This window comes from Hyalangium ruber (genome assembly GCF_034259325.1).
In the GTDB taxonomy this organism is placed as follows: domain Bacteria; phylum Myxococcota; class Myxococcia; order Myxococcales; family Myxococcaceae; genus Hyalangium_A; species Hyalangium_A rubrum.
Window position 1 is genome coordinate 1 of record NZ_JAXIVS010000007.1, and the last position, 13,213, is coordinate 13,213.

Annotated in this window: 14 protein-coding genes; 5 read left to right on the forward strand and 9 right to left on the reverse strand. The window is 67.6% G+C overall.

Going from position 1 to position 13,213, the window contains the following annotated elements:
- Both SYV04_RS20535 and SYV04_RS20540 read left to right on the forward strand, forming a co-directional pair.
- Nucleotides 1–204 (forward strand): hypothetical protein (locus tag SYV04_RS20535; RefSeq protein WP_321547551.1); only part of this gene is annotated, 204 nt, incomplete at its 5' end.
- A gap of 1 nt (nucleotide 205) precedes the next feature.
- Complete coding sequence (locus SYV04_RS20540; RefSeq protein ID WP_321547552.1) at nucleotides 206–1,318, forward strand: Hint domain-containing protein; 1,113 nt, start codon at nucleotides 206–208, stop codon at nucleotides 1,316–1,318.
- A 109-nt stretch (nucleotides 1,319–1,427) separates the two neighbouring features.
- Here the strand turns inward: SYV04_RS20540 and SYV04_RS20545 are convergent, their stop codons facing one another.
- From SYV04_RS20545 to SYV04_RS20560, 4 genes are all read right to left on the reverse strand, one after another.
- Complete coding sequence (locus SYV04_RS20545) at nucleotides 1,428–1,832, reverse strand: VOC family protein (RefSeq protein ID WP_321547553.1); 405 nt, start codon at nucleotides 1,830–1,832, stop codon at nucleotides 1,428–1,430.
- A 54-nt stretch (nucleotides 1,833–1,886) separates the two neighbouring features.
- Nucleotides 1,887–2,588, reverse strand: a complete 702-nt coding sequence (locus SYV04_RS20550) for a siderophore-interacting protein (RefSeq protein ID WP_321547554.1) — start codon at nucleotides 2,586–2,588, stop codon at nucleotides 1,887–1,889.
- 78 nt (nucleotides 2,589–2,666) lie between these two features.
- Complete coding sequence (locus SYV04_RS20555) at nucleotides 2,667–3,350, reverse strand: imm11 family protein (protein ID WP_321547555.1); 684 nt, start codon at nucleotides 3,348–3,350, stop codon at nucleotides 2,667–2,669.
- The gene (locus tag SYV04_RS20560; RefSeq protein ID WP_321547556.1) at nucleotides 3,328–3,825 is read right to left on the reverse strand and encodes a Wall-associated protein precursor; all 498 of its coding nucleotides are present in this window, start codon (nucleotides 3,823–3,825) and stop codon (nucleotides 3,328–3,330) included. The genes SYV04_RS20555 and SYV04_RS20560 overlap by 23 nt, the downstream gene beginning before the upstream one ends.
- A gap of 255 nt (nucleotides 3,826–4,080) precedes the next feature.
- On the opposite strand from SYV04_RS20560, the gene SYV04_RS20565 reads away from it, so the two are divergent.
- Complete coding sequence (locus SYV04_RS20565) at nucleotides 4,081–5,055, forward strand: FAD-dependent oxidoreductase (protein ID WP_321547557.1); 975 nt, start codon at nucleotides 4,081–4,083, stop codon at nucleotides 5,053–5,055.
- On the opposite strand, the gene SYV04_RS20570 is transcribed toward SYV04_RS20565, so the two are convergent.
- Entirely contained in the window at nucleotides 5,012–6,919 is a 1,908-nt protein-coding gene (locus SYV04_RS20570; protein ID WP_321547558.1) for a sensor histidine kinase, read from the reverse strand. The two genes, SYV04_RS20565 and SYV04_RS20570, sit on opposite strands and share 44 nt — an antisense overlap.
- Before the next feature lie 67 nt (nucleotides 6,920–6,986).
- Complete coding sequence (locus SYV04_RS20575; protein WP_321547559.1) at nucleotides 6,987–7,865, reverse strand: LysR family transcriptional regulator; 879 nt, start codon at nucleotides 7,863–7,865, stop codon at nucleotides 6,987–6,989.
- Nucleotides 7,866–7,966: 101 nt separating this feature from the next.
- Here SYV04_RS20575 and SYV04_RS20580 point away from each other — a divergent pair, with 101 nt between their 5' ends.
- The gene (locus SYV04_RS20580) at nucleotides 7,967–8,275 is read left to right on the forward strand and encodes a YiaA/YiaB family inner membrane protein (protein WP_321547560.1); all 309 of its coding nucleotides are present in this window, start codon (nucleotides 7,967–7,969) and stop codon (nucleotides 8,273–8,275) included.
- Here SYV04_RS20580 and SYV04_RS20585 read toward each other — a convergent pair whose 3' ends face one another.
- On the reverse strand, nucleotides 8,276–8,968 hold the full coding sequence (locus SYV04_RS20585) for a YqiA/YcfP family alpha/beta fold hydrolase (RefSeq protein WP_321547561.1): 693 nt from the start codon (nucleotides 8,966–8,968) through the stop codon (nucleotides 8,276–8,278).
- Nucleotides 8,969–9,080: 112 nt separating this feature from the next.
- On the opposite strand from SYV04_RS20585, the gene SYV04_RS20590 reads away from it, so the two are divergent.
- Nucleotides 9,081–9,863 (forward strand): dihydroneopterin aldolase, encoded by a 783-nt coding sequence (locus SYV04_RS20590; RefSeq protein WP_321547562.1) that lies wholly within the window; start codon nucleotides 9,081–9,083, stop codon nucleotides 9,861–9,863.
- A gap of 10 nt (nucleotides 9,864–9,873) precedes the next feature.
- On the opposite strand, the gene SYV04_RS20595 is transcribed toward SYV04_RS20590, so the two are convergent.
- Both SYV04_RS20595 and SYV04_RS20600 read right to left on the reverse strand, forming a co-directional pair.
- Nucleotides 9,874–10,788: an RluA family pseudouridine synthase gene (locus SYV04_RS20595; protein WP_321547563.1), complete on the reverse strand. Its 915-nt coding sequence runs from the start codon at nucleotides 10,786–10,788 to the stop codon at nucleotides 9,874–9,876.
- 22 nt (nucleotides 10,789–10,810) lie between these two features.
- Nucleotides 10,811–13,210, reverse strand: a complete 2,400-nt coding sequence (locus SYV04_RS20600; protein WP_321547564.1) for a hybrid sensor histidine kinase/response regulator — start codon at nucleotides 13,208–13,210, stop codon at nucleotides 10,811–10,813.
- Between the last annotated feature and the right edge of the window lie 3 nt (nucleotides 13,211–13,213).

The following is a 13,213-nucleotide window of genomic DNA, read 5'->3' on the forward strand; positions in this document are numbered from 1 at the left end:
GGCCGCATGGTCTCTCAGTCCCTGAAAGCCGGGCTCGGCCTATGTGCCGTGCCCGGCTTTTCTCATTGGAGGAATGCGCTACTGGCTCTCATTCATTTCTCTGCGATTGATCTTGTATTCCTTGAAAAATCCGCTTATTCAGTTCTCCATGAGATTCCGCGAAAGACCTGGGATCTCCTGCTCACCCACCGGCAAGGAGTCTGAAATGAAGGGATTGTTCGGAGCTGGCGTCGCGTTGGCCGCAGCCGCTTTCCTGCTCCCAGGGCTTGCGGAAGCTCAGCCTATCAAGCTGCAGCGCTGCAACGCGGATAGCCTGGATCCAGCGCAGGCAGAGAAGCGCCTGAACTGGGCTCGCCGCTGTGGCCTGCTCGTCAACGTCGGGGCCGCAGCCCCCTTCGACACCTACGCGCCGGCCGCGAACGGTGGGACCCTGCTGGAGTACCAAGAGGATGACATCAACTACAACTTCTTCGGCCAGAACACCTACACGGGCGAAGATGATGCGTACGAGATCAACTCCTCGTTCATCAACAAGCTTTTCCTGTACGGCCCGACCTCGCAGTTCATGGATGGCAACGGGTACTACCGCTGGGAGCGCCCGCTAGCGCGCAAGAAGGCCCGTCCGCTCTACCCCACCTTCGGTAGCGAGGACGACATCGACAGCACCACCAACAAGCAGCTGTGGCCGCACCCCAGCCAGCTCGTCGATGGCAGCGCGCTCAACTGCAACCTCTACCTCAACCAGGCCGGCACGGTGCTGGCGACGGGCTATAACTTCTTCGTCAACGCCTACTGCGAGGCGTCCTGCTACACGCCCGAGCAGCGCATCCGCTTCCCTGAGGGGGATGTGGCCATCGCCGAGGCCGTCACCCAGATGAAGGAGGACGTCGTCACCCTGACGCCGGACTCCAGCCTGGACAACATCGCGCTGAAGACCAACAAGACCCACAGCTATACGGCGGAGTTCCGGGACACCGAGCACCCCATCGTGCTGCTGGAGATGGCCTCCGGTGGCAAGCTGAGCGTGACCACCGAGCACCCGATGATCAACGGCGAGGGCCGTCTGGTCACCGCTCAGACGCTCAAGGTCGGCGACGAGCTCATCAAGGTGGATGGCTCGCGTGACGCCATTGTGAAGGCCGAGCACACCAAGTACTTCGGCAAGGTGTACAACCTGCGCCCGGCGACGGACGACCGCGTCTCGAACATCCTGGTGGCCGAGGGCTATCTGGTCGGCTCCTCGCTCTTCCAGAACGATGAGGTCGGCTACCTCAACCGCATCCTCCTCCACCGGGTGCCGCAGGCTGTGATTCCCTGAGCACCCTGAGGGCTCGGAGCCTCTCGGGGCTCCGGGTCTCTCTCGTGATACCGGCCGACGACACGCCCGGCCCGCGGATCACGACCCGGGCGGTGAGTGAGCCCGGGAGCTAAGGCTGCTTGTTCTTCTCATCCCAGAGCATCGGCTCCCAGAGCTCCACCTTGTTGCCGTCGGGATCCATGAGCCAGGCGAACTTGCCGTTCTCGTGCGACTCCGGTCCCTTGAGGATCTCCACGCCACCTTCTTTCAACTGCCGGATCAGCGCGTCGAGATCATCCACCCGGTAGTTGATCATGAAGCTCGACTCGCTCGGGCTGAACCAGCGGCTGTCCTTCTCCGCCACGTTCCAGACGGTGAGCCCCTTGTCCTCGGCCTTGTCCTCGGGCCACCGGATGATCGCGCCGCCCCACGGCTCGAGCGCGATCCCCAAGTGGCGCTGATACCAAGCGGAGAGCGCCTTGTGATCGCTCTTCGACTTGAAGAACACCCCGCCGATTCCCGTCACTTTCGCCATGGCCGCGCCTTATATCGCTCGTCGCTGGCGAGATCACCCCTGCTCCGCATCTGTTCAGTCCAACCCGACCTTGCCCGGTGCCCAGTACGCCTTGGCTTTGACACTCGCCAGGCCAATCCCTCGGGCCTTGAGCCCCTGGCGCACGCCCTGGATGGCTGCCGCGCGTCCCGAGAGGACGAGTGGAGCCCCCGGGTGCGCCTGCAGCGCGTTGGCTACCGCTTCGACCAGCACCTCGCGGTGAGCTTCGTTCGACTGGCGGGCGACTAGCGTCGCGCCGCTGAGACCCAGCGCGTCGAGGGCCGCTCGCGTCTCTCCCGTGTCGGTGACCTCGAGCACCGTCCGCTCGGGCGCGCCATTGGCCCTCGCCAGCGCCAGGCTCGTCTCGTCGCCGATGACCACCGCCGGCGGAGTACCGCCGACAACGAGCGAGCCTCGCGGTCCGAAGACCTGGATCGCCGCCCCAGGCTTGACCGTCCTCGCCCACTGCGAGCCCGGCCCTTCTCCGTGCAGATACGCGAGCAGCTCGGTCTCACCCGTGCCCGCATCCCAGCGCAGGGGCGTGTAGGCCCTCGTACCGATGCCCGGCAGGAAGATTTGGAGCTTGTCGCCTGGCGTCCAGGTCACTCCACGCAAGGCGGGACCCGAAAGCACCAGCCTTCGGAAATGGGGGCCAAGGTCCTCAACGCGGGTGACCGTGGCGTCACGGAAGAGCAGGCGGCCGATGACGCCCTGGAGGGCGGCTTTGGCGGAAGTCATGGCGATCCTCGTGCGTAAAGCGCAAACGCTACTCGGGGAGCCACTGTCGCGAGCATGAAGAAAAGTTGAGTGAGCACCTCATGGGTCGCTCAGCCCATTCGGATTCTTCTTCTGCAGCGGGTCCCAGACGTACTCCTCAGTAGGGATGAGTTTCATATTCGTGAAGCCGTGGCGCTTGATGAACTCGGCGAAGCGCTCAGAGACGACAATGTCACCCTGAAGGCCACGGGGACGAAACACGTCCTCGCCCCGCCAAGTGCCCGACTCCAGAGTAAAGCCGTGGATGGCATCTACCCCGGTATTGCGGCACTCAGAACAGGTCACGGGTTTATTGCGCTGCAAGCGACTGCGGGCCTCATCGACAGCCCCGTGACCGAAACGGGCGGTGGCGACGAAATAACAAGGCATTGTATCAACCTTGGGACCCCTGCCCTTCCTCCGAACACGTACCACTTCCACGGGATGAAAGCCGAGCAGCCCAACGAGCCCCTCCGCCTGAAAAGCCTCCTTCATACGTTCTGAGATGAGGACCTCATTGCCGGGGCCCCCCACGAAGTCGCCGAGACCCTGGCCATGCAGTTCCAACTCGGCACGGTACGGTGGCAGCCACATCAACATACCGATGGTCTTGCCGCACTTCGGGCATGGGGGCGGGTCTCCTCGACTCGCGGGTTCGAGCTTGCTGAACTTTGTGTCATAGGGTCCCCACACATCATCTTCGAGGATGAAGAATCGCGGGTCAGGTGGCAGGTCCGAAGCCATTGGGGAACCTCTTGAGCATATCCTTACGGTTGTAGAGTGCGCGTAGGAACGCCTCGAACTCCTTCTGCGTTGCATCATCGAAGCGTCTGATCCACCTGATGACCTCCAGGTCCACGTCACGGTGCCATTTTTGATAGCCGCAGTGTGACTCCTTATCCTTCGCCTTGGCTACGTAACGCTCATCCCTCGGCTCGTACAGCCCACTGAGGATCTTGTGGTCCATTAGCGCCTTGGCGATAGGCCGGGAGATGACGTGATGGTTCTGACCTGTGCAGTCGGGGGGCTCAGGCGCGGCTTCTCCTTCGGCTTCGGCAGCTTCGGCGAACTCGGCGTCCTCTGTCGATTGGGCCTCATCCTTGAGCGTCGCTGTCTCGGCTGGCATCGTCCCATAGACTGTCTTCAAGCCATTGAGGACTTCGGCAATCCTCGCGGGGCTGACCAGACAGCGGTTGGCCGCGGTCAGAGGATCCCGCACGATGCAGCAACTCTCCGTGTCCCAGCAGGAGATTTGAGCCAGATAGATGGGTTGGCTTGCGGTGGAATGCGCACTTGAGGAACACCCCGCCGTGAGCCCCGCAGTCACCAACAGACAGAAAAGGAGAGCACGACCCGCGTCTTTCATTCGATCCACCAGTTACGTTCGCCGAATTCGGCGCGAGCATCTCACGGTGGGGGCTCATCACTGACGAGTATTCAGCGCGGTCGACGGGGACTTCCTGATCGTCTACTCATGCCCGCCATGCACATCGTCGTTCTGGGTTGTGGCGTCTCGGGACTCTCCTGCGGCATCCGGCTGCTCGAGGCCGGGCACACCGTGGAGATCTGGGCGCGTGAGTTGCCCCCCAACACCACCTCCGACGTGGCCGCCGCCGTCTGGTCCCCCTACAAGGCCTGGCCCCAGGATCGCGTGACGACCTGGGCGGGGCGCACCCTGGAGGTGCTGTGCGCGCTGGCCGAGCGCCCCGAGGCCGGCATCCAAGTGGTTCGCGGCGTCGAGCTGTTCACCCAGGAGCCTCCCGAGCCCTGGTGGGCCTCGTGTGTCCCCACCTACCGCCGGGCCACTGCCGAGGAGCTGCCTCCGGGCTACTCCCACGGCTACTCCTTCGAGGCGCCCATCATCGAGATGCCCCGCTACCTGCCGTTCCTCATGGGCCGCTTCCGGGAGCTGGGCGGCCGAATCCTCCAGCGCGAGGTCCATTCCCTGGAAGAGGCGTGGCGCGAGGCCGAGGTGGTGGTCAACTGCACCGGACTGGGAGCGCGTTCCCTCGTGGGGGATGACTCCCTCTACCCCATTCGAGGCGAGGTGCTGCGCGTGGCACCTCCTCCCGTGCGGCGCTTCCTCTTCGACGACACGGAGGAGCACGGCGTCATCGCCTATGTCATCCCCCGCTCCGCTGACTGCATCCTGGGCGGGACGGCCGTGGAGGGAAACACCTCGCTCGTGCCAGAGCCCGCCAACGCCGCGGCCATCCTCGCCCGATGCAGGCGGCTGGTACCCCCGGAGGTCCACATGCAGGTGCTGGAACACCGCGTGGGCCTGAGGCCCGGCCGCCCTACCGTGCGCCTCGAGCTGGAGCGCGTGGCGGGCCGCCGCGTTGTCCACAACTATGGCCACGGTGGCGCGGGCGTCACCCTGTCCTGGGGCTGCGCCGAGGAAGTCGTCACGTGGGTGGCGTCGGCGCCGCCGTCGGCAGCTCCAGCGTGAAAGTGGTGCCCTGCTGGAGACCCGGGCTGGCGCAGGTGAGCTGCCCTCCCATCTCCTTGGCGGCCAGCGCGCTGATGTGCAGGCCAAAGCCATGCCCGGTCTTCTTCGTCGTGAAGCCCTGGGTGAACATCCGCGCCAGGTTCTCCGGCGCAATGCCCACGCCGTTGTCGGAGACCTCCAGCAGGAAGCGGGTTCCGCCCTCCTTCGTCCGGACATGGATGCCCAGGCACTTGTCCTGTCTGCCGCTCTCCAGCAGTGCATGCTGGGCGTTGCTCAGCAGGTTGACGAGGATCTGCAGCAGCTTGTGCCGGTCCACGACGATGGGCGGCACGTCCGCATAGTCTCGCTCGATGCGAATCCCCATCCGCTCCAGGGACACGGAGTGCAGGCGCAGCGCCTCGTCGATGAGCTGGGGCACCCGGGTGGGCTCCGCGGCCCCCGTGCCGCGCGCGTGTCTCTGCTGCATGCTGATGATCGACTTGATGTGCTCGATGCTCTTGCCCAGCGTGCGCATCTCTTGAAGCAGCTCCTCGCGCTCCTTATGGAGCTGCTCGGACAGGGCCGTGAGGTAGACCGGCAACTTCTGCCCCTGGGGATCGATCGTCAGGAAGGTGCCCAGCTCGGAGGCATGCTCTCGCAGCAACTCCACGCTCCTGGCCAGACCCGGGACACGAGACTTGTGCAGCTTGTCGAGGACGAGGTTGGCCGAGACGTTGATGCTGTTGAGCGTGTTGCCCACGTTGTGGAGCACGCCCGTGGCCACCTCCGCCATGCCCGCCTGGCGGGAGACGTCCACCAGGGTGCGGTGCATCTCTCCCAGCCGGGCCTCGGCCTCCTTTCGCGGGGTGATGTCACGCGCGAAGATCGTCATGCCCGTGACGCGGCCTCCCTCCCCCTGGATGGGATTGACACAGATATCCAGCGTGGCGCGCACACCTGCCCGCTCCTCCGTCTCCTCGAAGCGCGAGCGCTGGCCGACGAGCACCGGGGCAAAGTGTGCCTCCCATAGCTCCTTGAGCCGAGGCGGCATCGGCGAGAAGAGCGACTGCCCCAGCATGAGCTCGGAGCCGGTGCGCTGGAGGTGCGCCTGACGCATCGCCATGTTCGCGGTGAGGACGTGGCCCTCCCGATCGAGCGAGCAGACCTGATCATCGGTGCTCTCGATGAGGCTCTGAAGCCTGCTCTCGCTCTCGCTCAGGATCTTCAACGTGCGCTCGAGCAAGGCCTGGGCCGCATCCCGAGAAGCCTCGTGCAGCGAGCTCAGCCCCCAAGCCGCGAAGATGCAGATGCCACTGATGGCGTACAGCGGCCAGAAGTAAGGAGTGAGCTCCAGGTGCTGGCTGACCTGGTACAGGGGATGGAAGACCGACTGCGTCCCGATGAGGACCAAGGTGAAGAGCAGCCCCAGGCGCGGCCCCATCAAATACACCGCGAGAACGGGCAGCAGCGTGTGCGCGCTGTACATGCCCATGAATTGGAGGCCCTTCAACGTCAGGGTGACCACCACCAGCGCCAGGAAGACGCAACCACACAGGAGCATGGCCGGCCCGGTGGGCGAGGAGGCTCGGCGCACCAGCAGCAGCGTACCCAGATAGCCCAGGGCCAGAAGGACCAGGACGAACCGGGTGAGCGGGCCCGGCAACAACACGAGGACGAGCAGATCGAACAGGAGCAGGAAGGCCGCGGAGCCCGCCAGCACCCGATAGCGGATGAGCTCCGAGGCAACGGCCCCGCGCTGACGCTCCGAGAGGAGCAGATCCAGGTGCTCCAGGAACCAGATGCGAAGACCCCGAGACGAGCCGCGCGGCTCCAGTGGCGAAGGAGCAGAGGGACCTACCGGATCCACCTCGAGAACAGGAGTCATCGCATACGCGATGATGCCTCGCGAGGCGTGGACTTCACCCGACCCGGCCAGTCAATTGTTCCTTCACTCACGGTTGTGGAGACAGGCCGAGCAGGACCGCCAACAATGGGTTGGCATGCGCACTCTTGCGCCATGCCGCGTAGATGGGGAACTCCCGCGCGGGCTGGGTGAGCGGCTGGGCGACCACTCCCGGAACCCGAGGCCCCTTGGGCAGCAGCGAGGCGAGCAGCGAGTAGCCCAGCCCCGCGGCCACGAAGCCCAGGATGGTCTCCGAGGAGTCGGCCGCATGGAGCCTGCGCGGCGTCACCCCATGGTGCGCGAGCGCGGAGAGCTGCAGCTCTCGCAGTTGGAGGTCCGCGCTGTAGGCGATGAAGGGCTCGTCGCCGAGCTGCCGAGGGCTCGAGAGGCCCTTCCGGGCAAGCGGGTGGTTCGAGGGGAAGACGAGGAAGGCGCGCGTGCTGCCCACCTGCCGCGCTTCCAGGTCCGAGGGGATCTCCGGCAGGTGGTCCACCAGCAGGTCCGCCTCGCCCGAGCGCACGAGCGCCACCGCGGGGACCTTCGCCTCGAAGAGTTCCACCTCGATGTCGGCGCGCTGGCGCTGCAGCCGCCGCAGCCACGGCGGCAGGAGATAGCGCAGCATGTGCCCCGAGGCGTGGATCCGCAGCCGGCCGCCCACCTCGTTCGAGCGCAGCGAGCGGGCGACCGCGGGCAGCCCCTCCAGGAAGGGCGCCACGTAGGCGTAGAGCGTCCGCCCCTCGGGGGTGAGGAGGACCCGATCCTTGCCCACCCGCTCGAAGAGGCGCACCCCCAGCTCCGCCTCCAGGCGCTTCACCTGCTGGTGAACCCCGGGCTGGGTGATGGGGTACGGGAACGAGCGCGCGGCGCGTGCGTACCCCTCGCACCGCGCCACCCAATAGAAGCCCTCGAGTCGCTGGAGCTGAATCATTCACTCCAGGTTATCGAAACGGGATGGATTAGTTCCATGCAGTTGGCGATGGAAATGGGCATTCTGTTCCTCGTCAACGCAAGCGAACCCGGAGAGAGCCCATGTCCATGTCCCGCACGTCCCCTACCGCCGCTGTTCAGCCCGTCCACAGCCACGCATGGGTGATCCAGACCTGGCTCTCGTTCGTCCTTGCCCTCGGCGTGACGGCGATGGGCGTCTACCACCTGCCCGTGGATGGCTGGATGAAGGCCTTCCTCGGCATGGGCATGCTCTTCACCGTGGGCTCCACCTTCAGCCTCGCCAAGACGCTGCGCGACGTCCACGAGCAGCAGCGCATCACCGCCCGCATCGACGAGGCCCGCATGACCAAGCTGCTCGCCGAGGTCGACCCGCTGTCGCCCAAGCTGTAATCACACGCCCGGCGGCCCTCGGAAGGCCCGCAGGAAGTCGTCCGCCTCGGCGGCGATGAGCCCCAGCGAATCGCGCAGCTCGTGCCCGTCGTCCACCTCGATCAGCCGCACATGGCGCTTGCCCTGTGCCCACTGCCGCGAGGCGTGGATGTCCGTGGTGTCGTCCTGGCGCCCGTGGATGATGAGCGTGGGCACTCGCACGTCGGGCCAGCCTCCGGAGCGCCCGTCGATGACCTCGAGCTCCCTCGCGAAGCCGAAGTCCACCCGGCCCATCCGCTTCTCGGCGTGGTCGTGGATCGCCACCCAGCCCGTCTCCTCCCAGCGGCGCATCCCCTCCACCCCCACGCTGCGGCGCATCTGCTCCATTCCCCGCAGCGCCGGGGCCAGGAGCACCAGCGCGCACACCCGCGCGTCCTCCTCCGCCACCCGACAGGCCGTCAGCCCGCCCAGGCTCGACCCGAAGAGGATCGCCCGCTCCCTCTCACCGCCGATGGCCTCCCGCACCGTGCGCATCATCGCGCTCAGGCGCAGGTGCTCCAGCGACGGCTGCCGCAGGTTGAGCCGCTCCAGGTGGATGCCCTGGCGCGCGTAGTGCTCCGCGAGCGCCACGCCCTTGGCGGACTCCGGGCCCGAGGCGAAGCCATGGAGGTACAGCCAACGGGGGCCTGCGTGCGGAGCGTGCTCGACATTCATGGGCGTGCAATGTAGCGCGTGCCCCCGGCGCTTCGCCCACCTCGCCGTTCATTCCCATCGCGACCGTCTAGGCAGTGCCTTTTGCGTGGCGCCTTGCTAGTCATGGCCTCGCATGGGGAACACTCTGAACCTGCCAGCGGTGACGGACGCGCGCGGCCGACCGCTGGACATCATCGAGCTGCAGGGCCTCACGGTGGACTGCATCATCGGCATCTACCACCGTGAGCGCGTGGCCCCTCAGCCGCTGCGGCTGGATGTAGCCCTGTTCCTGGACACCCGCGAGGCGGCGCTGGGCGGCCGGCTGGGGCGCACCGTCCACTATGGGCGGCTGGAGGGTGAGCTGCGCTTCCTCATGGAGGCCTGCCGCTTCGAGCTGCTGGAGTCCGCCGCCGAGGCGCTGTGCCGCTACGTGCTGGCGCCGCCCACCGAGGACTCCCACCGTGCCTCCGTCCGCGCCGCCACCGTTCGCATCACCAAGCCCGAGGCGCTCTCCGCGCGGGCCATTCCCTCCCTCCAGGTCCACCGCGCCGCGGAGGAGATGCACTACGCCGGCGAGGACACGCCCTTCGGCCACGTGGACGTCATCCACGAGGGCCACGGCTATGGCATCTACCGCCTGCGCATCAAGCCGGGCGGCACCCTGCCCGCGCACGCACACCAGAAGCTGGAGGAGAGCGAGCTGGTGCTCGGCCCAGGACTGCTCTTGCAGGGGCAGCCCGTCGCGCGCGGCCAGTCCTTCCACTGGCCCCAAGGCGCCGCGCACCAATACGACAACCCCAGTCCCACCGAGCAGTCCGTGTTGCGCGTGGACCGGCCCCGCCTCGCCTCTTCCCACGAGGTGGAGGCACGGGAGCCCGCCTCACTCCAGAGCCGCTCCTACTACCCTCCGGAGTAGCCCGCGCGCGCTACCGCAGCAGCGCCAGGGCCCGTTGGAAGTCCTCGGGCAGCGGGGCCTCGACCCGCACGGGCTCTCCCGTCAAGGGGCTCGGCAGCGAGAGGCGCAGCGCATGCAACGCATGCCGCCCCAGCGCTTGCGCCGCCGGGTGCATGCGCGCCTCCACGGGGCCATAGATGGCATCCCCGAGCACCGGGTGGCCCGCCTCCGAGAGCTGCACGCGAATCTGGTGCGTGCGCCCCGTCTCCAGCTTCACCTCCAGCAGCGTCGCGCCCGCCAGCCGCTCGCGCACCTCGAAGGAGAGCGCCGCGCGCCGCGCCGAGCGCACCCGGGTGGTGAACTTCCGCGGATCCTTGGGGTCCCTGCCGTAGGGGCCCTCCAGCCGCCCCTGCTCGGGCGCCTCTCCCAGCACGAGCGTCCAGTAGCGCTTGTCCACACGCTTCTCCTGGAAGGCCCGGTCCAGCGCCGCTACCGCCGCGTCCGTGCGCGCCAGCGCCAGACAGCCGCTCGTCTCCCGATCCAGCCGATGCACCACCCCGGGCCGGGCCACCCCCTCCACGTCGAAGGGAGGCCGCTGCGCCGCCAGTAACTCCACCACCGAGGCCTCGGCCCCCCCCGGCTCCACCACCAGCCCCGCCGGCTTGTTCACGATGAGCATCGACGCATCGTCGTGGAGCACCGGCAGGGCGGGCCCCTCCACCCGGGGGCTCGCGGCGGCTCGCGGCGGCGGGCGCTCCAGTTCGATCTCCTCGCCGCCCCAGAGCTTGCGCGTCGGCTGGCACTTCTTGCCGCGGATGCGCACGTGCCCCTGGGCGATCAGCGCGCGCGCACGCTCCAGCGAGAGGCCCGGCACGCTCTTGGAGAGGTGTTTGTCGAGCCGCTCTCCAGCGGCCTCCCGGGGGACTGTGAGTGTCTGCGGCGCCATGGGTCGTCTCGCTCTCCCGCCTTCAGCGGTACAGCCGCTCCAGGAACGCCCGCAGGCTCTCACGCTCGAAGGGCTTGTGCAGGAAGTCGAGCGCGCGCGCCTCGATGAAGCTGCGAGCCTGCGCATCGAATACGCCGCCGGACATCAGCCCCGTACGCCGCGCCATCTCCGGCGCCACCCGCTCCAGTTCCTGGACGAACTGCACCCCGCTCATGCCCTGCATCATCACGTCACACAGGATGGCGTCATAGCGCTCTCCCCGGGCGATGAGCCCGAGCGCCTCGCGCGCGTCCTGGAGGGTGTGGACCTCGTGTACCCCGCGCAGGAGCCGGCGCACCGAGGCCCCCACCGCCGGCTCATCGTCGATGAGGAGCACGCGCCGACGCGGCTCCTGCGTGGGCGGCGCCACGGGCGTCGGGGCGGGCTCCGGGGCCGCGGCCTTCTCCTGGTAGACCGGCAGCACCAGCCGGAAGGTGCTCCCCTTGCCCTGGGTGCTCTGGACCTCGATCCAGCCCCCCATGACCTGGATGAGGGTGTTGGAGATCGACAGCCCCAGGCCCGTGCCCTTCCCGATCGGCTTGGTGGTGAAGAAGGGATCGAAGATGCGCTTCTGGACCTCGGAGCTCATCCCCTGCCCGTTGTCCTCCACCTCGATGTGGACCCAGGCGCCCTTGTGGTGCGTCGCGATGCGCACGCTGTTCTGCTCGGACGGACGATCGATAGGCAGGGCCTGCAGCGCGTTCACCAGCAGGTTGACGACGACCTGGCCCAGGCGCCCCTCGCTCCCATGGACCGCGGGCACCGGCTCGAGCGCGCGGGTGAGCAGGGCGCGGTGCTGGAACTCGTTGCGGACGATGCGCAGCGCGCCGTGGATGACGCGGTGGACATCCACCGCGCCCTGCTTCTCGTCATCCGCGCGCGCGAAGAACTTCAGGTCCTGGACGATGCCGCGGACACGCCGGGTGCCCTCCAGCGATTCGAGGACGGCCTGTCGGAGCTCAGTCCGGGCCTCGTGTTCGAGCTCGTCCTGCGCCAGCTGCTCGGCGATGAAGGACAGGTTGGAGGAGATATAGGCCAGCGGGTTGTTGATCTCATGCGCCACCCCGGCCGCCAGCGCTCCCACCGAGGCCATCCGGTCCGCCAGCCGCAGCTGCATCTCCAGCCGCCGCGACTCGGTGACGTCGCGGATGACGGCCACGATGAACTGCTCGCCGCCCGCGCCCGTGAAGGCCGCCTTCGTCGTGATGAGGGTGCGCGAGCGCCCCGCGCTGTCCGTGAGCGTCTCCTCGTTCTCGTTCGGCTGCCCGGAGCGAAAGACCTCCTCGTCCTTCCGCCAGAAGATGCTGGCTTCGTGCTCGGGGACGAAGTCGTAGTCGGACTTGCCGATCAGCTGCTCCTCGGTGCGCGCCATGAACCGGGCGAACGCGGCGTTCATGGCGACAAAGCGGTGCTCGCGATCCTTGACGAAGACGGGATCCGGAACGGCGTTGATGATGTTCGACAGGAAGTCGCGCGTGTGCTCCAGCTCGGCCTGGGCCCGGCCGCGCGCCAGCTCCGCGCCCGCCCGCGTCCCCAGCGCCCCGAGCAGCGCATAGTCCATGATCCCCGCCTCGAAGGGCTCGCCGTGCGCGACCGCCATCACCCCGACGGCCTGCTGGTGGGAGTCCCTCAGCGCCACGCCCAGGTAGGCCCGGTAGCCCTGCTCCTGGAGGAGCGCGTCATCCGGGAAGCGCTCCACCAGCGCATCGGGAATGTGACAGCTTCCATGGGTGATGGCCTCCTGGTGCGGCGTGCCTCGCAGGGGCAACAGGCGGCTCTCCCGGAAGCCCCCGTCCGTCCAGAACGCGAGCAGTTGGAGGTGCTCCTTGTCCGGGGTGAGCGCCCCCACCAGCGCGCCGGTGACGCGGAACGCCGAGACGAGGTGCGCCACCAGGGCCCGGAAGAACTCGGGGCCGATGTCCGCCGAGGTGCTGGACAGCAGCGCGTAGAGCGCCTCCTGGGCGGTGACGCGCGGCTGCTCCAGCCGGACCAGCGCCGGGGCCTCCATGCCGTCCAGGTGCAACCGCCGGCTGAGGGCGATGAGCCGCACGCCCCAGTCCTCCCCGGGTGGGGAGATGCACTCATCCGCGCCCGCGCGCGCCAGCGCCTGCAGCTCGACGGGGCTCCGGCGCGTCAGCACCGTCAGGTGCGTGCGCCAGGAGAAGCGACGCGCGTGGACCCGTCGGCACAGCTCCACCATCTCCTTCAGCGCCCCTCCGTCATCTCCGAGGATGACCAGGCCCGGGGGCAGCCGCTCGGGAAGGTGCTCCAGGCCGGCCGCGCGGAGCACCTGGCAGCGGGGCTCCTGGCCGCCCTCCCCCTGCAGCCTGCGCTCCACCTCATCGCACAGGAGCAGGGGCACCTTCAGCAGAATGACTTGCACCGT